The sequence below is a fragment of the Bacillus sp. FSL K6-3459 genome, assembly GCF_038003305.1.
In the GTDB taxonomy this organism is placed as follows: domain Bacteria; phylum Bacillota; class Bacilli; order Bacillales; family Bacillaceae; genus Bacillus; species Bacillus pumilus_O.
On the sequence record NZ_JBBOOW010000001.1, the window covers coordinates 3,522,625 to 3,541,759 of the forward strand.

Genomic DNA, 19,135 nt, shown 5'->3' on the forward strand with positions numbered 1-19,135 from the left:
GCATCTCATTGTAGATTGATATGTCATGTTATTATTATTTTCAAAAAAGAGGACTTTAAGATGATTTTACATTTTTTTTTGATACGGTCAACTAGAAAGAATGACATATTACCTCTCAAAAATGACGAAATAGGGGCAAAAAAGTCTAAAAACATACACAAAAACACTCTATAAAGAGTGTTTTTTACAAAATCAGGAGCAATCCCAATTATAGACGACATTCTCGAAATTTTTTCGTTTGAGGTCTTCTGGTTTGATGAAAAAGTTGGCGATTCCGCAATCTCCCCACATCAGATCTACTTCATCATCTGAGTCAATTTGTAATAACAGAACAATATGGTCTTGATCTACATAGGTACGCGGATCTTCTTGTGTAAACCCTGGATACCCGCCCAATTTGTGACCAAAGCCACTCTCTGTCTCATAAAATTCATCTAACAAGGCATCCGCTTCATCTCCATCAATACCTTCTACATCTTCAAATAAGTCCCAGCTGTGCTTACCTGTGATTTTCTCAAAGCGGAAATCCCCTACACTAATGGTTTCACTTGATCGTTCACCTGTAATGGCGCCTTCCTTCGTCACAGGAAAATAAAAATCATCAGGAATTTTCACAAAAGAAAAATCAGTCAACAACTCTTCTTCTGCCAAGAAAGGTTCCTCAATATATTTGATCCGAAAATCTTTTTGTTCTGTTTTATGGTCAATATTCATCCCATAAAGATCATCATGCACAGAAATAAAAATTTGCAGGAGTCCTGTTTCGGGATAATCCTTCAGCTTCGGTAGCTGGCCAAAATTAATTTGTGCCAAAAGCTTCATAGGTTGTCCTTCTCCATCAACTGGATATTCATCGTTTTTAGGGAAGTAAGGATCACCTGCGATTTTGCTGTCGTAAGGTCCTGTTTTCCCTTGTTTCATCTGTAGTTGAATCATTGGCTGTTCGGTTTCATCTAACATTTTACGGTAAGGTGCTATGATTTCTTGCAGCTTTGCTGTTTGTGTCACGATGGTCTTCCTCCTTATGATTAGGTCTCCTGACCAGACTAGTATCTCTTTTTCTATCATACAGAAGTGTACTCTACCTGTCAGCGATAAATCGGTCAATATCCTAACAACTTTCTCACCTTCAAATGAAAAAAACCTCCGATTGATTTGGAGGTTTTGGTCGATCTATTTTTTATTTCACTTGATAATTCACTAAGTCTTCTGCGAGTGATTTCATCGTTTCATTTGTTTCATGAAGGCCTTCAATAATTTTTGTAAATGTGCCTACAAGCTCTGCTTGATGCTCAGAAGAAGCGACAATTTGTGCTATTTCTTCTTCCATTCCTTTAATCGATCCCTGCACATCTTTTAGCGCTGTTTCAATATCAGTCGTCGCTTGTTTCGCATGAGTTGACAGCTTTCTCACTTCCGTTGCGACCACTCCGAATCCTGCTCCTGCTTCACCTACTCTTGCAGCCTCAATTGATGCGTTGAGTCCAAGTAAGTTCGTTTGATCAGAGATACCTTTGATAAGATTGGACACTTGATTGATTTTAGAGGAATTTTCTACAGTGGTTTTCGTGTTTTGTAGAATTTGTTCACTTGTCGCTTGTAGTTCCTCTGAATGTGCAGCAACTTGCTGTACCATTGCGACGAGTTTTTCGGAAGCTTGGTTGCTCTCTGTCATGATGTCATCTAATCGTTGTTGATTGGTCTGATCATAGGCCACGCAGAAAGCAGCGACTACTTGACCCGTTTCATCTTTAATTGGAACGGCTACAATATCCATTGGAATCCCGTATACTTCTTTCGGAATTTGGATAAACGATGGCTCTCTCCCATTTTTCAACATAGAAAAGTTTTCGAACCCTGGAGCTACAATATCTCCAGCTTTAAACCCTAGGTCAATGTTTCCGTGTTGCTGATAATAAAGAACCTTCTCTTTCCCTAAAATAGAAAAGGTTAGTTGCTCTCTCATAGCTAGTCCAATGATTGGTAAAGCGTCTATTATGTTATCAATTCTCTGTGACATTCGCTCACGTTCATCCTCTCTTTTTCTCAGTACATCCTCTTTATCGGTTCGTTATAAGATCTGTTACAGCCTGTAATGTGTACTAATATCAATCAAATGACCTAAGACATATAAAAAGCCCACATTCTATCAAGAGAATGTGGGGGTTTTTAAAAAAAGGACATGCATATCCAGACACTGATAACGATGAGCAAAAGATACGTATAGTCGATCCATGAAGTGCTGATGACATGATAATACGTCCGCTCCCTCTCACCCGTGAAGCCTCTTGCTTCCATCGCAATGGCCAAACGTTCTGATTTTCGCACGCCCTGTGTAAAAAGAGGAAGTGCATAACGGATAAAGGCTTTCCAACTGTTTTTTTGCTTATAGCCTCTAATTTTATGTGCCGCCTTCATTTGCTTTAATTCACTTTGAAATAACGGAATAAACCGGAAGCCTGCAAGCATCCCATACGCCCATTTTGGCGATATTTTGCACTGATGAATGAGGCTCATCATAAATGCTGTCAAATCTGTTGTGGACGTAAACAGAAGACCGAATGTCACAAAGCCAAGCATTCTGAGAGCGATGGTGAGTCCATTTCTTAAACTCTCCTCTGTCACATGAAACCATGCCCATTTCCAAACAGTATGATCCCCCTTGCCAAAGGCCGCCATCATCCAAAACACGAGAATAAAAAAGAGCAGATAAGGGACAAGTCTTGTGAAAAGATACTTCAAATTCCATCCGCCTAAAACAAGCCCAATTCCAAGTGCAAACAGCCAGATGATGAAGGTTGTTTTAGGATCAGATATCGCCATGAGACAACACATCGCAAGTAGATGAGCGAGTAATTTGATAGTTGGATTCACAGTGGAAAGAAAGGAGTGATTACTTTGCAATCGTCAGCACGCCCTTTCTTTCAGCCATATATTGATAATGCAACGGGGCTCTCAGCTGATAAGCATCGACAAGGTCCTGATTTGAAAACAAATCATAAGGCGTGCCATCATACACATGCTTTCCTTGATGAAAAAGAAGCACTTGATCGGCACACTCATCGACAAGGTCCATATCATGTGTGACCATTAAAATAGTGGTGCCTTGGCGTTGACGCTCTTTTAAGCGCCTGATTAATTCCTTCGCTTTTCTTTCATCCTGTCCGAAAGTCGGTTCGTCTAACAATAGGACATCCTGATCAAAAAGGAGCATTGTAGCCACACTCAATCTTCTTTTTTGGCCTAAGCTTAAAGTGAAAGGATGAGCTTTTGCATGCTTTTCTAAACCGAACTCTTTCAATAGCTGAATGGTTTTTTCTTGTACAACGGACTCTGGCCAATTACGCTGCCTTCCACCAAATGCAATTTCATCGAACACTGTATCTTGTATGAATTGAAGCTCCGGATTTTGAAACACAAAACCTGTTTTTTCATATAGTTCTCGGTCTGACCACTTTTTAAGGATTGTGTCTTTTAAAAAAATGTGGCCTTTTTTCGTTGGCTCTAAACGAACCAAATGTTTAAGACATGTGCTTTTCCCACTTCCATTTTCCCCAATGATCGCCACCCAATCACCTGCTTTGATATCAAGCTGGAGATCACTCATAACCCTCTTTTTGCCGTAGCTTAATTGAAGGTCTTCTGAGCGAATGATGGTCTCCCGCTCAGTCGCTAGCACTTGTTTATGCTGCTCTTTTCTTACTTCAAAGGTTTGCATAAGCGTATGACTCATTGGATGAAATGGATCTTGAAGGATCGTGGACCATTTCTCGGGAAATAATTTCGGCCGCCATATTCCTGCCTCTTTCATTTCTTTTTCATATGTCGCGAGCACATCTTTTGGAGATCCATCTGCTAAGATGCTGCCTTGATCGTCTAATAAAATCACCCGGTCCATCCATTCAATGACACCATCTAGCACATGCTCTACAAAAATCATGGTTTGTCGCTGATCAGCTGCAAGCTGCTGTAGAAGCTGAAAGATCTCCATTCTGCCTGCTGGATCAAGCTGTGCGGTCGGTTCATCAAAGAACAGCACATCTGGCTCTAACGCGAGTAAACAGGCAAGCGCCAATCGCTGCTTCATGCCGCCAGATAATGTGTGGATGTCTGTATTCGGATCGACTTCGAGTTGGACTTTTTGCATGAGCTGCTGAATGATACCATCCATCTTGTCACGAGGGACGGAGCGGTTCTCTAAGCTAAAGGCAATTTCTTCATTGATGCGATGCATACAAAACTGGGAATCAGGGTCCTGAAACATGACGCCTGTATGTCTTTGCAATATCACTTCGCCCTGCATGTCCGCTTCTAAATGTTCTGGAATGATGCCAGCCAGAACCGAGATGAGCGTTGATTTACCGCTGCCGCTTGGCCCTAAAATAAGCACCTTTTCTCCTTTTTGAATAGAAAGAGAGACTTGATGCAAAGCGGGCTGAGGCTGTTCATAAAAACGGACAGTGAGATTATTGCACGCGAGAAATGAATTCATGCTGTTCACCTTTGTTTCGTTTTTCTTTCATGATGGCATATTGATTCAGTACACCGGTTTTAGATAATGTATCTACCACAACTTTCGCTAAACATCCGCCCAGTATCATTCCGCTAATGATTTGAGTCATCAGTGTGATGAGTAAAACTTGAGGTGTGTAATAACCAAAGCCATTTGCAACGAGGCTGTAAGCCATTGCTCCAACAGCCGCAAAGGCACCTGACAGCATCAGTGTCCACATACGATATCGTTTATACCCAAAAAGAGCAAAGGCGATTTCCGCCCCAAGCCCTTGGCATACACCAATCAGCAGGGCTGAAAGACCAAAGTGGCTGCCTGTCAGTAATTCCACAGCGGCAGCGGCTGTTTCTGCGATCAGGGCAGCTCCCGGCTTTTGGATGATATACGCGACGATTGGACTGGCAATTACCCAAATGCCAAACATGATATTGCCTCCTGCGGGACCAACCAGTGCTGTAATGGGTAAGTAAAGTGTGGACCACCCTAAATAGATGACACCGCATGCAACAGATAAAATGACAGCAAGGACAACTTCTTTCATCTTCCATGTCATGATGAATGCACCTCCAATGGAACTGGCCACTCTTCCACCGTAAACGCCATGTCCCAAAACTTGTACTCTAGCTGACAGCTTAAGATAAAGCGCTGTTTCATTTTTTCCTTTTCCTTCTCACTTGCTGCTTCCGCCAGCTGATCGAGCCGTTTGCAAAGCTCCACCGTAATAGAGTCGGTTAACCCTCCATAAAATGTGATCCACTCATAAAACGGATGTGACGGGTCGGGCTGCACATCTGTGAGCATTCGTTTCCCAATTTCCCAATATGTCCAAGGGCATGGAAGCAGGACAGCGATGATTTCTCCAAGCGTACCTTCCTTGGCGACTTGTAGCATGTGATGAATATAGTGATGAGCACTCGGAGCAAGCGGGGCACCTTGGAGCTCATCATATGATACACCTGCCACTCGGCAAAGATTTTGGTGAGGGTGTGTCTCACTATCTAGTACAAACGCAATCTGCTGATGGAAAAAAGCAATATCTTCTTTGTCTGTACATCTGCTAAGAGCCGCTGCGTAAATTTTAATAAAAGCCTGTAAATATTCTGCATCTTGTTTGACGTAATGAATGATCTGTTCCTTTTCCAGCTTTCCTTCTGCCAGTCCCCTGACAAACGGATGCTGATAAATGGCTTCAAATAATGGTTCTGTTTCTTCTCTTAATTGCGCTGAAAACGTCATAAAAAAAGCCTCCTCTTCTTCAGTAGAATAAATGAAAAAGCCACCCCAAATGGAGCGGCCTTCTTATCGATTCAATCATGAATAAGACGAGGTCCAGCTCCACTTCCCTCCGCTAGTACAAACTAGATCAGGTTCAAAGGGTCCAAGATTTTCTCTTGTCTCAGTCATACATGACTCCCCTAGTGGACTTTTGTCATTTAATTATCTTTACTCTACACATGTGTAGATTTGCTGTCAACCGCTTTTCTTAATTCAACGTTCTGATCGTAGGCAGCTTCTCGATCCCTGCAGCATAGTAAAAATTAAGGACGCTGAAGAAATCAATTGGCTTTCCTGTTTTCAAATCAACAGCTAAAATATGATCGCCGTAATTTGTCAGATCATCAATGTCTAAAGGTCTTGGCGTTCTCTTCCCAAGTGTATCCACAAAGCTACTATGGTAATATTGTCCGCTAGCAAACGATGATTCATGATACATAAATAACGTGTCCACATCTAAGTAGACGAGAATGGCCTCAGATGAACTCGCATAAGGAGCAGAGTACGATACTGGTGCCGAAATACTTTTCACTTTCACACTGTCAACAGAATGAGTTCTCTGTTCGTATTTTCCGTCATATGGGAAATAAAATACACGTTCCCATTTGTAATCGGCGGTCTTAGATTGTTTGTTATACACTTTTGTACCATTAGCGATAACATTCCCATCGGCATACTCAGCTACAAAGTATTGCAAGGTGGAAGAAAGGGAAACAGCCCCTGTGAAATTGGGTGGGTTTTTTGCATTCACTTGTAACGTGTAAGAGTCTCCAAAATCCCCACCGCTTGTGATACCGAATGCGTAGTCACCTGCTGGTAAATTGGTCAAACCAAGGAGACTGCCTGCTGGCTGAATCAAGTCCGTCGGATAAGCTTGTCCAGTTTCATAATCAACAACAAATAATTGTACGAAATAATCGGGATTTGAAGAGGTAATTCGGCTGATGAGTGCCTGAGGTGAAGTCGTACTTAACAACCATAAATCGACTGGGTCGTCTTCTGATAAGACAACTGATTGGTTGATGGCTAGTCCATCAATGGAGCGAACGGAAGATGTACGCATCTGACCATCTTTAGCGGCTTTTCGTTTAATACTGATTCCATTTTTCTTATCTACTTTAAAAGATTTTTTTAGCTGTTTCTGTTTGATAGCGATTCCTTCATCCTGCTTCAAAAACGAGTCTTGCACTTGCTGAATAGCTTTTTCCGTCAGTGGTGACAATTTTCCATCTGTTTTCGGTGCTTCTTCTGCTTTTAATGCTGGTGAAAATAAACCTGTTGTGACGAGTAGAATGGATAATATAGCGGCAGTCATTTTTCCATAAAAAGTTCTCACAGAAACATCCCCTTTTCCTTAATTGGGTTTTATACCCTGTGAATATTTTACCATTATTTCATTCGTTGTTATGGTCTTTTTTAGGAAATCTTTATGACAAAAAACCAGCCGTATTGTCTACGACTGGTTTTTTGATCACTTTATGAAATGGTTTTAACAAACAGGCGTGCTGTTTCTGCACTGGAACCTGGGTTTTGTCCAGTAATGATTTTTCCGTCAACTACAGCATATGGTGCAAAGGCATCTCCTTTTTCAAACGCTGCCCCTTGCTCACGAAGTTTTGTTTCCAATAAAAATGGAACCTTTGATGTCAGCTGAACAGCTTCCTCTTCTTCGTTTGTGAAACCTGTGATTTTTTTACCTTCAATGAATGATTTGCCATCCTGATCCTTCACATCAACGAATGCTGACACACCATGACAAACAGCTCCGACTGCACCATTTTTGTTTGAAATCGCTAAGATTGCATCGGCTACCAGTTGATTAGATGCAAAATCGATCATTGGGCCGTGTCCCCCTGCAAAGAAGATGCCATCATAATCAGCTGGGTTCACGTCTGTAAGCGCCTTTGTGTCTTGAAGTAATTTATATACATCTTCATATTGCGCAGGAACACCTTCTGGAATGGAGTTTTTATCAATAGGAACCATTCCACCTTGTATAGAGACGATTTGAACGTCTAGTTCATTTTCTTTAAAAATATGAAAGGGCTCTGCCAATTCCTCTAGCCATAAGCCTGTTGGATGTCCGTTCATTTCTGAACTACTTGTCGATACTAATAACACTTTCTTACTCATCTTGATCATCCTTTCGATTTATCATGTGGCTATTTTACATTTTGCACAATTAAATATCAAGCAACTCAACTTCGGTGCAGTTCTTTATGGTATACCCGATTTTCTAAAAAATATGGCATGACATCAAATCTAATCAATATGTCACATTCTATTAGTAGGGAATTTCATGTAAAATTGTCATTGAGTGATATCATATGAGGTAAGATAGATAGACCTCACGGATGTGTGGGGATATTTAAAGGAGTGGAAAAGAGATGAAAACCTATTCGATTGTGATGATCACCATCACACTCTGTATCATATTGGCTGTCTTTTTGATGAATTTAACAGGGGTCATGTATGGAAAAATTATTTTGGCTGTTGCCGTTGCTCTTTGTCTGACTTCCATCATTCGTCTGATGGGTCTTCGAAAAAGATAAAAGCCGCCCTTCAATAGGGCGGTTTTATTTATAGTTAAATTGCCAGGATAAGCGCAATTAATGCAAGCAACGCTGGTACTCCTTGCTTGACGATGATTGATTTATTAGAGGTCACACCACCAAATACAGCAGCGATGATCACGCAAATAATGAAAAATAGCTGAATCATATATCCAACAGTATTCGATCCGAGAATGAGCCCCCAAATGAGTCCTGCAGCTAAAAACCCGTTATAAAGCCCCTGATTGGCAAACATCACTTTTACATTTGGATCCTTTTGCAAGTGTTCTGGCAGCTTAAAGGATCTTTTTGCCATCTTTGATTCCATAAAAAACATTTCTAATAACATAATGACAAGGTGTTCTAATGCGACAATTCCTACTAGTATTATTGCTAAAATATTCAATTTAGTTAATTCCTTTCTGATAGACGATCACGAATCTCTATTTTATCCGTGTACAAATCAAAGTCTTGTATTAATTCAAGCGCTTCATTAAAGCGGCTTTGTGGAATGTCTTTCATTTTCCTCACACCAAACTCCTTTTTAATAAAAGCCATGATGGTATTAATATGAAGCTTACCGTGACCATCATACTCTAAATGGCTGCAAAAAGTCTGCATCGTCCCTCTTATCACCTTTAATTGCTTAGCAGTGACACAACTCATTGGTAACGCTCATCCTTTCCTTTGTTTTAACAGCTAAAAAGAACCATGTATGAAAGAAAAACCTTCCAGTCTCTATTATATAATGATTTCATTCGGATATCAAAAATAAAAAAGAACAGACATTCGATCAAAAAGCCGTCCTTTTCATCAAAAACAGTTTATGACCATATCAAAAAGCCGGATTCAATGCTAGAATCCGGCTTTCTGTTTAGTTACTTTTAGAAATTAATACCTTTCCAACAGAACGATCCTTACTTTGTCCAACGACTTTAAAGGATAGACCGTATGTTGGGACATCACGTCCTGCTTCTGGATTTTTTGGATTCACATAATTCTTTTTATCACTAAATGTACGAGTCGGGCGAATATAGCGATCTACCAACGTTAAGCCGGTTGTCGCTGTATAATCAATATTGAGCTTTGTACTTGGATTCAAAGAAAATGCAGCATCATGTACTTGGAAACCTGTAGCAGCAATGGAACCGTCACTCCACTTCAATACTTGCTGATCTGCATCTACTACCCCAAGGAAACCGTTCCCTGGGTGTTTTCCTACCCAGTTATCACTGTAGGATTGATCGACATACCACACGACCAAACCGTTATTATAGCTCATAAGGCTTGCTCCGCGTTTGATATGCTTTAACCCTTTATCAACGTCAGCATAAGAGCGCCACTCTAATAAATAATATTGTGCTGCATATTGTTTTCCATTTGATTTCGAGAATCCGTTAAACGTGAAAGTTGACGTACCCTCGGCATCATCTGACCATACGTTCGTCCCATCTGCAGTGATGTTTAAATCATCTACAAATAAGCCTGGCAGTGAATAGCCTGCATCGGTTGTATAGCGGAATTGCAGGTCAATTTTCTTCCCTGCATAAGCAGAAAGATCAAAGGTTGCATCAACCCATCCATCTGATTTTCCGTCAATTCCATTGCCTTCGTTCGCTCCAGCTTCATTTCGATCGTTTGTGATGTTACCAGCAATGGTCTTCCACTGATCGGTTCCTGTTTCACGAACTTCTACATATGCATAGTCATAATCTTCTTCGATATCGTACCATGCTTTAAATGTCAGCTCTGCTTTGCTCCCTTTCGACAAATCGATACCTGTTGTCGTCATGGTCGCATTTAAATTGTCACCCGTTCCACTAAAGTACGCATTTTGTCCTTGAGCAGGTTTTGTGACCTCAATCTCTTTATCTGGTAAATCTACCCGAACCGCATCATGGTTCGTTCCTTTTGTTGCTGCTTCATCAATCAGCACTGTTTTGCTTTTCTTTAAAGTTTTACCATCAATGGTTTGTCCAGTAAGCCAGTTACCGCCATGCAAGTTTTGAAGCATTTCTTTCGCATATGGACTGAAGCCTGTTGGTTCTGTTCCAGGGACTTTACCTGCCCAGCTTCCGCTTGACATGATCGACCAGTAGGAAACGGGCTCGCCTCCGCCTGTGTACTGTGTATCGTACTCATCAGGAAGACCGAGATCATGTCCGAATTCATGTGTGAATACGCCTGCCGCGCCATCTTCAGGCTCAATGGTGTAATCTAATGCGCCTAACTTTCCGCCTTGTCCGACTTCAGATTCTGTGTTTGGAATTTCAAATACATCACCAAGTGACCAGCGGTGCGACCAAATCGCATCAGAGCCAAGCTGTCCGCCGCCAGCTTCTTCACCTACACCGGCATGAACGACCATCAAATGGTCAATGATGCCGTCTGGTTCGTTATAAACGCCGTCTCCATCCATATCATATCGATCCCATTGATCATATTCACTAAGATCAATATTCGGGTCCTTTGCTGCAGCTTCGAGTGCTTCTTTCACCAATTCACGTGGTCTGCCGTCACTACCTGATTCATCAGGTACGTTCCCGCCATAATAGGCTGCTTCATGCTTCGCTGTATACCAGCCAGCAACCGTTCCACTGATCGTGTAACTACCGCCAGACTGTTTCTCATAATATTGCTTCATGGATACTTTTCGTTTCCCATCTGGACCGATGTAGCCATTTTTTCCGAAAAGCATGTCTTGATAGTGCTGTTGATCGTACTTGTCATAGTACATATCAGTCTCTTCTTTTTTAATACTATTATGCTTATAATCTTTAAAATCTACTAATAAAACCAATACCTTATCATTGCGAACTTCGCCTTTATACTTTTCCTTTTTGACCGGTTTTACATGATTGCTTTCTTTTCCATTATGCTTCTTTAACTTTTTCTTTTTGGCTAATTTGTTATGTACCTTTTGTTTGTATTCTTTCAGAAATTCAGGCTCTTCTGTTAAAGTGCTTGCACTTTGTTTCATAGCAGATTCTTCTTTTTTCTTTAGATAGTTCTTTAGTGCTTTTTGGGTTTCTGCTTCATTGGCATTCTTTTTGATCTTTCCTTGTTTTTTCAAGGCTTTGATGAGACGGTCTTCATTCACGACACTTGCGTCAAATGGAACACCTGAATAATGACCGCCATCTGAGGATGTTGATTTCTCTGTGGTGTGGGCAGATAGAGGGGTGCTGAAAGCTGCCAATGTGCCTAAACTGAGGACAGCCGTTAGTGCAATACTCGTCCATTTCCCTTTTTTCATTTTGGTTCCTCCCTAATTTGGTAATAAATAATATCTAATTCTAGCATATTCCAATATACTTAAGTCGAAAAACATTTTATTTTCAGAAACTTTGTGGAAAATGCACAATACGGGAATGAAATGAGTGGAACAAGGTGTCGAAAATAAAAGAACCCTAGACGATAAACGGGACTGACCCCATAAGATGAGACAAATAAAAAACACCTTCAAGTTTGAAAACGGATCGTTGTGATCCGAAATAAAACATGGAGGTGTTTTTTCTATGGGGACAAGAGTGAGTTATCCGGTTGAAGTCAAACAGAAGGCTGTGGAAATGAGGTTGGCAGGCGTACCTATGAAAGAGATCATGCAGGAATTGAATATCAAGAATAAGACGCAGGTTCAGACATGGGTGAGATGGCATAAAGCTGGGGATACACACAGGTTCGAACAACCTGTTGGAAAACAATATACCTATGGAAAGGGTCCCGAGTACTCTTCTGAATTAGAGAGACTACAGGCAGAAAATCGCTATTTGAGTCAACAGAATGAAGTTTTAAAAAAGTACAACGAATTGGAAAGGAAGTTGATAAGGAAACGTCAATCAAACTGGTAGAAGAATTTCGCAAAACGATGACGGTACAGGACATCTGTGTCCATTTAGGCATCTTACGTACTTCGTATTATAGATGGAAAAAAGATTTGACTCAGACTCATTCTGAAAGACAACTAGAGAAACAGGTCGGCACGTTGTGCCGAAAGCACAAATATCGATATGGTTATCGGAAAATCACAGCCATACTAAAAATGAGAATGCGTATTAACCATAAAACTGTTCAACGTATCATGCAGAAAAACCAGTGGCAATGCCGGGTTAAAATGAAAAAGCGTAAGAAGAATGGGCAGCCTTATGCCGTAGCCGGTAATATACTGGATCGGAATTTTCAGTCTGATCGCCCTCTTGAAAAACTAGTAACGGACATCACGTATTTGCCTTATGGACAGAAACAATTGTACCTTTCCAGTATATTGGATTTATATAATGGAGAAGTGATTGCTTTTACGATTGGTGATAAGCAGGACACAGACTTTATCTTAAACACACTTAATCAGCTCCCAGCACTTCCTGAGAATTGCGTGTTACATAGCGATCAAGGTTCTGTGTATACATCTTACGAGTATCAGAAAGCGGTTCATATAAAAGGCATTACCATGAGCATGTCCCGTAAAGGGACGCCCGCTGATAATGCCTCCATCGAATCGTTTCATTCCTCACTAAAGTCTGAAACGTTCTATCTTAACAGGATTGATCGCACTACAACCACCATCGTAGAACGCACTGTCAAAGAATACATTTATTATTATAACAACATTCGTATTCAAACGAAACTAAACAACCAATCACCGATAAACTATCGGCAATTGGCTGTATAAAGGTGTTTTGATTCCTGTCTCAAAAACGGGGGTCAGTCCCAACGCCTAGGGTGTTTGTTGTTTTACTATGAAAGTTGCTGGCCTTGAAAGGCAACAACGTCAAGTGGAGCGGCTAAGAATTCTTTTGCCTTCGCGACGAAGGCTTGGAAATGTGCACTCGCATTATGGCTCTGAACCGCAGCGTCATCTTTCCACACTTCTACCATTAAGAAGGTATTTTCCTTATCTGTATCCTTGAACAGCTTGTAGGATACATTGCCTTCTTCCGCTTGTGAAGCTGTCATTAATGCATTGATTTCTGCTAGAAATACGGTTTCTTTTTCTGGATGAATGGTCATCCCTGCATGAATAATAATCATCTAATCGTCTCCTTTTTAAAAGATATTATTTCCACTCTGTAATGCGTTCAATCGGTAAGCGGTAAGATGCATAACCTTCGTCAGCAGCTTTCCCAATGGATAACAGCATCACTGGTACATAACGTTCTTTATCCCAGCCAAATGTTTCAGCGATGACTTCTTTATCAAAACCACCAATTGGATTTGTATCATAGCCGTGTGCACGTGCTGCAAGCATAAGCTGCATAGACACAATTCCACCGTCAATTAAGATTGTTTCGCGGTTGACTTGCTCTGGAAGCACCTCAAAGTGTGCAGTTAGTGCAGCAATTTGTCTTTCTTTCACTTCTTGCGGCATGTAGCCATGCTCTACTGCTTTTGAATAAATTTCATCTAAGTATTCATTGCTTTTCATATCTGCAAATACGGCAATGACAGCTGCTGATGTTGACACTTGAGTTTGGTTGAATTTTGCAAGTGGTGCAAGCTTTTCTTTTCCTTCTGGGCTGTCAATGACCATGAAGCGCCAAGGCTGTGCATTCACTGATGATGGTGCAGTTGTTGCTTCTTCTAGAATCTCTGCCATTTCTTCTTTGCTGATTTTCACAGCTGGGTCATAGTTACGAATAGAACGGCGTCCTTTCATAATTTCCATAAAATCGTTTGTTTTTAATGTTGTAGCCATGTTGAAACACTCCTTTAAGTTGTTTGAATCTTTTCGATGTTTTGCTGTATTCGGCTGAGCACATCAGTGAGAAGCTTTCGTTCTTCGTCACTTACGTTCTCAAGCATTTCTGAAATAAATCGTTCTTTTTCTTTTTTAGAAGCTTCGATTCTTGTTCTGCCTTCTTCTGTCAGACGAACAAGTGTGACTCGATTATCTTCTGGCTTTCTTCTGCGCGTGACCATTCCTTTTGTTTCTAACTGTTTTAAGTGACGCGTCACAGCCGCACTATCAATATTTACTTTTTTCTGCAAATCTGACTGGCTGATTTCGTCTGCTTGAAATAACAGTGAGAGCAACTCTAATCTTGATTGGCTGATGCCCGTGCATGCTTCGAACTTCACGCCCATCATACGGTTCACGCACTGCAAACGGTATAATACCTCTGCTTCTTCAGAGCAAAATGCAGTCAATGCCATCCCCTCTTTTCTATTCAGATCAATTAGTTGATATATCAATCATTGACTCGTCAACTAATATACACCCATTATTTCATGATTGCAAGAGGTTTGTTTCATAAAGTGAAATTTTTTATATTAATAGAAAAAAGACGAGCTGAACGCCCGCCTTTTTAACACACCTTACAGGGATTCCCACCTAAATCTTACATAAAAAAAGGACAAAAGCGACGAAGCACTTTTGTCCTTTTTTCTTTATTCTGTGATCACCGTGTGAATAAGAGTTGGTGCATCAGCATGATCTGCGATGCGAATGTTGTCATAAATTTTCTCCATGACATTCGCAACATCTTCACGATTTGTATGAAGTGTTACGAGTGAATCTCCTTTTTCAACACGATCACCGACTTTTTTGTTCAGCATGATACCAACAGATAGATCGATATCGTCCTCTTTTGTTGCACGTCCTGCTCCAAGAATCATCGCTGCAACACCGATTTCGTCTGCGACGATTTCAGCAACCACACCTGCTTCTTTTGCAGGAACTTCGATTTGGTAAGGGGCTTGCGGCAGTTTTTCTGGTTGATCTACAATCGAGCCGTCTCCGCCTTGGTTTTCTAAGAATTCCTTGAATTTCTCAAGTGCTTTGCCGTTTTTCATGACTTCAATTAGCTTTTCTCTTGCTTCATCAAGCGTTTCTGCTTTTTTCGCAAGAACGACCATTTGACTTCCTAAAGTGAGCACAAGCTCGTTTAAGTCTTCAGGACCTTCGCCTTTAAGCGTGTCAATGGCTTCTTTCACTTCAAGGGAGTTTCCAATCGCTAATCCCAGCGGTTGAGACATATCAGAGATAACAGCCATCGTTTGTCTGCCAACGTTGTTTCCGATGCGGACCATGGCTTTTGCAAGCTTCTCTGAGTCTTCAGGTGTTTTCATGAAAGCACCTGCACCTGTTTTCACATCTAATACGATCGCATCTGCGCCAGCAGCAATTTTCTTACTCATAATTGAGCTAGCAATGAGCGGGATTGAGTTCACTGTACCTGTCACATCACGAAGGGCATAAAGCTTTTTATCTGCTGGTGTCAGGTTGCCTGATTGACCAATAACCGCTACTTTATGACGGTTCACGAGCTCGATGAATTCATCTTTTGTGATTTCTACGTGGAAGCCTTTTACCGCTTCAAGCTTATCCACTGTACCGCCTGTATGTCCAAGGCCGCGACCAGACATTTTCGCTACAGGTACATCAAGTGCAGCCACAAGAGGTGCAAGTACAAGCGTTGTTGTATCACCTACACCACCTGTTGAATGCTTGTCTACTTTAATGCCTTCAATGGCAGACAGGTCAATCGTGTCTCCTGAGTTCGCCATAGCGAGCGTTAAATCTGCACGTTCTTGATCCGTCATATCTTGGAAGAAAATCGCCATAGCCAAGGCACTTGCTTGGTAGTCAGGAATTGTTCCGTCCGTATATCCTTTGACAAAGAAAGAAATTTCCTCTGAAGATAATTCTTTTCCGTCACGTTTTTTCGCAATGATATCTACCATTCTCATTGTTTTCACCATTCCTTTTTTTAAATTAGTAAATCAAACCGACAACGCCTGCTGTTAAGAAGCTGACAAGTGTTGCACCAAATAGAAGCTTTAATCCAAAACGTGCAACAACGTTTCCTTGTTTTTCGTTTAAGCCTTTGACTGCTCCAGCAATGATACCGATAGAAGAGAAGTTCGCAAATGATACAAGGAATACAGAAATGATCGCTTCTGTACGAGCAGTGAAATGGAAAGCATCGCCAGACAGGATTTGCATTGCCACAAATTCGTTGGAAACCATTTTCGTTGCCATAATGCTTCCTGCTTGTACTGCTTCGCTCCAAGGTACACCAACAATGAAAGCAAATGGGGCAAATACATAACCAAGTACATCTTGGAAAGACACACCGATAACAGCTGTAAAAATTCCGTTAATCATCGCAATTAATGCAACGAATCCAATCAACATCGCAGCGACAACAATCGCTACTTTGAAACCGTCCATAATGTATTCGCCAAGCATTTCAAAGAAGGATTGTTTTTCTTCTTCAACGACTTCGAGCATGTCTTCGTCCTTAGCTACTTCATATGGATTGATAATAGATGCAATAATGAATCCACCAAATAGGTTCAGTACAAGTGCTGTGACCACGTACTCTGGTTTAATCATTTGCATGTACGCACCGACAATCGACATGGATACGGTCGACATTGCAGATGCACATAATGTATAAAGACGCTGCTGAGGTAATAATCCGAGCTGTTTCTTAATGGAAATAAAGACTTCTGATTGACCTAAAATCGCAGACGCTACTGCGTTGTAAGATTCTAGTTTGCCCATACCGTTTACTTTGCTAAGCAGATAACCGATTCCGCGTACGATAAGCGGAAGGATACGCCAATGCTGCAAAATACCGATTAATGCCGAAATAAAGACGATCGGCAGTAAGACGTTGATGAAGAAAGTTGATGCATTATCATTCATTAATCCGCCAAATACGAAGTTGATTCCTTCACCGGCATAGCCTAGTAGCATTTGGAATCCTTTTGCAAAGCCTCCGACTAGGAAGTTTCCAACACCTGTATTGAGCAGAATATAACCTAAAATAAATTGCAGTACAATCATGACAATTACTGGACGGAATTTTACCCGTTTTTTGCCGTTACTAGCTAGCCATGCAATGGCGAGAATCACCAGCAAACCGATGATACCAATCACGTATTTCATGTTTTTCCTCCTCGAATGAATTCGTTTACATTAATGCGCTTGTATGGAACAAACCCTATTTCGTAAACAAAGCGCGGAAGAAATTACCAGAATCGAGTTTCTTCCGCATATGACTTTTTCTTCATTTATGAGTCACGAATGTTATCCTACCATAGGATCGTATGAATTAATAGTCTTTCGAAGGAGCTGATTGATCCCCTTTGATAATAGAAACGCCTGCACTCGCACCAATTCGCGTAGCGCCTACAGCTAGCATTGCCTCAACATCTTCTTTTGTTCTCACGCCGCCTGATGCTTTCACACCGATGTCAGGCCCTACTGTTTTACGCATTAATGCGATGTCCTCAGCAGTGGCACCGCCTGTACTAAATCCAGTCGATGTTTTCACAAAATCAGCGCCAGCTTTCACTGAAAGCTCACAAGCTTTGACTTTCTCATCATCTGTGAGTAAGCACGCTTCAATAATAACTTTCACAAGTGCTTTCCCTTTTGCCGCGTCTACAACTGCACGAATATCTTGCTCAACTGCATCATATTCGCCGTCTTTCAATGCCGCGATATTGATAACCATGTCCACTTCAGTTGCACCATTCTCAATGGCATCCTTTGTTTCGAATGCTTTCACTGCTGTTGTGTTTGCACCTAGCGGGAAACCGATGACTGTACAAACATCAACGCCTGTTCCTGCTAGTTCTTTCGCCGCAATAGATACCCATGTTGGATTCACACAAACGGATGCAAACTGATGAGTCTTTGCTTCTTCAAGTAACTGCATAATTGCAGCTTTCGATGTATCTGGTTTTAGTGCTGTATGATCAATGAGCTTTGCTATCGTCATGCTTACACTTCCTTTTAATTATGATACTTTCATCATATATGACCAATGAACAATTGTAAACATAGTTATGAAATTTTGTTCATCTATTTTGTGACATTTAAAAGAGCCTTTGCTGTATGCTGATCAATAATCAAGAAGTTCGCATATTTTCCTCTTAGTGCCCCGTGGATAGAAGCAACCTTGCGATGTCCGCCAGCAACAAGAATAGAGCGTTCTTTTGTCCTTAAATCATCAAGCTCCACGCCAATCGTACGGTTGTTAATCGCTTCACTGCAAATGCGGCCTTCTTGATCATAAAAGCGCGAACAGATGTCTCCAACGCTAGATGCTTTGAGCAGTGCTTTTTCTTCTTCACGGAAGTAACCAAGTCTAAACAAAAGGGCTTCATCTCTTACCGTTCCAACAGTGAACACAGCAATATTCGCCTGTTTGCCCATTTCAATGATGCGCTGAATATGTCTGTCCTGCTCCACCATTTCCTTGACGGCAGCACTATCAAATACAACAGGAAGAGGCAAATAGCGCGGTGCTGTTTGAAAGGCCTCTGCAAACAGCTGGATGGTTTCCGCAGAATATGTATTCACATGGGAGTGGCTAATCCCACCCTTCAGCTGGACAACCTCTACACCTTTGACCTGTTTAGGTTGCATCTTTTGAGCAATTTGATACATAGTGGTTCCCCAACTCACGCCAACGATATCACCGTCTTTTACTGTGTTTTGCAAGTATTCGGCACCAAATTGACTCAAGTATTCGGTGATCGTTGGATAATCATCTTTGGGCGAAAACACCACATGGGCTTCGAGCAGGTCATATTTTTCCTTAAGCAATGAAGACAGCTCATTCAAGTCTTCAAACGGGTCCATTACCGTTATCTGGACGTACCCCTTCTCCTTTGCATATTGAAGCAGCCGAGATACAGTTGGTCTCGACAGGTCGAGCTGTTTGGCAATATCCTGCTGGCTGTAATCCGATAAATAATATAGCCTTGCCGCTTCAATACTCAGTTGTTGTTTCTCCCGATCCATTCGTACGCCTCCTTTTTTCTTCTATCATAACAAATT

20 protein-coding genes and 1 riboswitch are annotated in these 19,135 nt (G+C 41.3%); of the genes, 2 read left to right on the top strand and 18 right to left on the bottom strand.

Translation table 11 applies throughout. The features are described from left to right. Positions 1–192: 192 nt before the first annotated feature. The 8 genes from MHI35_RS17990 to MHI35_RS18025 all read right to left on the bottom strand — a co-directional run bounded on the left by MHI35_RS17990 (position 193) and on the right by MHI35_RS18025 (position 7,921). On the bottom strand, positions 193–1,008 hold the full coding sequence (locus tag MHI35_RS17990; RefSeq protein ID WP_335349526.1) for a YwqG family protein: 816 nt from the start codon (positions 1,006–1,008) through the stop codon (positions 193–195). 172 nt (positions 1,009–1,180) lie between these two features. Beyond that, a complete protein-coding gene (locus MHI35_RS17995) occupies positions 1,181–2,020 on the bottom strand; it encodes a methyl-accepting chemotaxis protein (protein ID WP_088002664.1) in 840 nt (279 codons plus the stop codon). 149 nt (positions 2,021–2,169) lie between these two features. Then, positions 2,170–2,904, bottom strand: coding sequence for an energy-coupling factor transporter transmembrane component T family protein (locus MHI35_RS18000; RefSeq protein WP_144519936.1), 735 nt, complete (start codon positions 2,902–2,904; stop codon positions 2,170–2,172). Continuing rightward, positions 2,894–4,492 carry an ABC transporter ATP-binding protein gene (locus tag MHI35_RS18005; protein ID WP_335349525.1) on the bottom strand — a complete coding sequence of 533 codons (1,599 nt, stop codon included), beginning with the start codon at positions 4,490–4,492 and terminating at the stop codon, positions 2,894–2,896. Before MHI35_RS18005 ends, MHI35_RS18000 begins: the two co-directional genes overlap by 11 nt. After that, a complete protein-coding gene (locus MHI35_RS18010; RefSeq protein WP_335349524.1) occupies positions 4,467–5,066 on the bottom strand; it encodes an ECF transporter S component in 600 nt (199 codons plus the stop codon). The genes MHI35_RS18005 and MHI35_RS18010 overlap by 26 nt, the downstream gene beginning before the upstream one ends. Further along, complete coding sequence (gene tenA, locus MHI35_RS18015) at positions 5,063–5,749, bottom strand: thiaminase II (RefSeq protein WP_335349523.1); 687 nt, start codon at positions 5,747–5,749, stop codon at positions 5,063–5,065. Before tenA ends, MHI35_RS18010 begins: the two co-directional genes overlap by 4 nt. Positions 5,750–5,836: 87 nt before the next feature. Next, positions 5,837–5,940: riboswitch (TPP riboswitch) on the bottom strand. Positions 5,941–5,996: 56 nt separating this feature from the next. Further along, positions 5,997–7,124: a hypothetical protein gene (locus MHI35_RS18020; RefSeq protein WP_211062721.1), complete on the bottom strand. Its 1,128-nt coding sequence runs from the start codon at positions 7,122–7,124 to the stop codon at positions 5,997–5,999. A 140-nt stretch (positions 7,125–7,264) separates the two neighbouring features. Beyond that, the gene (locus MHI35_RS18025; protein ID WP_144468094.1) at positions 7,265–7,921 is read right to left on the bottom strand and encodes a type 1 glutamine amidotransferase domain-containing protein; all 657 of its coding nucleotides are present in this window, start codon (positions 7,919–7,921) and stop codon (positions 7,265–7,267) included. Positions 7,922–8,175: 254 nt separating this feature from the next. On the opposite strand from MHI35_RS18025, the gene MHI35_RS18030 reads away from it, so the two are divergent. After that, positions 8,176–8,340: a hypothetical protein gene (locus MHI35_RS18030; protein WP_186314361.1), complete on the top strand. Its 165-nt coding sequence runs from the start codon at positions 8,176–8,178 to the stop codon at positions 8,338–8,340. A gap of 34 nt (positions 8,341–8,374) precedes the next feature. On the opposite strand, the gene MHI35_RS18035 is transcribed toward MHI35_RS18030, so the two are convergent. The 3 genes from MHI35_RS18035 to MHI35_RS18045 form a co-directional block, all read right to left on the bottom strand. Next, positions 8,375–8,746: a DUF1304 domain-containing protein gene (locus MHI35_RS18035; protein ID WP_050944576.1), complete on the bottom strand. Its 372-nt coding sequence runs from the start codon at positions 8,744–8,746 to the stop codon at positions 8,375–8,377. 5 nt (positions 8,747–8,751) lie between these two features. Then, complete coding sequence (locus MHI35_RS18040; RefSeq protein WP_144468096.1) at positions 8,752–9,006, bottom strand: ORF6C domain-containing protein; 255 nt, start codon at positions 9,004–9,006, stop codon at positions 8,752–8,754. A 208-nt stretch (positions 9,007–9,214) separates the two neighbouring features. Then, positions 9,215–11,596: an immune inhibitor A domain-containing protein gene (locus MHI35_RS18045; RefSeq protein ID WP_211062723.1), complete on the bottom strand. Its 2,382-nt coding sequence runs from the start codon at positions 11,594–11,596 to the stop codon at positions 9,215–9,217. Between the two features lie 262 nt (positions 11,597–11,858). Between MHI35_RS18045 and MHI35_RS18050 the strand changes: the two genes are divergently transcribed. Continuing rightward, positions 11,859–13,009 (top strand): IS3 family transposase gene (locus MHI35_RS18050; protein ID WP_340991683.1). Its coding sequence is split into 2 segments (ribosomal slippage): positions 11,859–12,132 and positions 12,132–13,009, totalling 1,152 coding nucleotides; the frame shifts between segments, so codons are not numbered across the junction. Positions 13,010–13,074: 65 nt separating this feature from the next. On the opposite strand, the gene MHI35_RS18055 is transcribed toward MHI35_RS18050, so the two are convergent. The 7 genes from MHI35_RS18055 to MHI35_RS18085 form a co-directional block, all read right to left on the bottom strand. Further along, entirely contained in the window at positions 13,075–13,368 is a 294-nt protein-coding gene (locus MHI35_RS18055) for a putative quinol monooxygenase (RefSeq protein WP_119125590.1), read from the bottom strand. 25 nt (positions 13,369–13,393) lie between these two features. Next, positions 13,394–14,032: a nitroreductase family protein gene (locus tag MHI35_RS18060; protein WP_012011776.1), complete on the bottom strand. Its 639-nt coding sequence runs from the start codon at positions 14,030–14,032 to the stop codon at positions 13,394–13,396. A gap of 14 nt (positions 14,033–14,046) precedes the next feature. Then, entirely contained in the window at positions 14,047–14,490 is a 444-nt protein-coding gene (locus MHI35_RS18065) for a MarR family winged helix-turn-helix transcriptional regulator (RefSeq protein ID WP_088002687.1), read from the bottom strand. A gap of 234 nt (positions 14,491–14,724) precedes the next feature. Further along, a complete protein-coding gene (locus MHI35_RS18070; protein WP_144519924.1) occupies positions 14,725–16,026 on the bottom strand; it encodes a pyrimidine-nucleoside phosphorylase in 1,302 nt (433 codons plus the stop codon). Positions 16,027–16,051: 25 nt separating this feature from the next. Then, entirely contained in the window at positions 16,052–17,233 is a 1,182-nt protein-coding gene (locus MHI35_RS18075; RefSeq protein ID WP_144458143.1) for a NupC/NupG family nucleoside CNT transporter, read from the bottom strand. Between the two features lie 166 nt (positions 17,234–17,399). Further along, positions 17,400–18,071: a deoxyribose-phosphate aldolase gene (gene deoC, locus MHI35_RS18080; protein WP_211062724.1), complete on the bottom strand. Its 672-nt coding sequence runs from the start codon at positions 18,069–18,071 to the stop codon at positions 17,400–17,402. Between the two features lie 83 nt (positions 18,072–18,154). Continuing rightward, positions 18,155–19,099, bottom strand: coding sequence for a sugar-binding transcriptional regulator (locus MHI35_RS18085; RefSeq protein ID WP_335349446.1), 945 nt, complete (start codon positions 19,097–19,099; stop codon positions 18,155–18,157). Positions 19,100–19,135 lie beyond the last annotated feature (36 nt).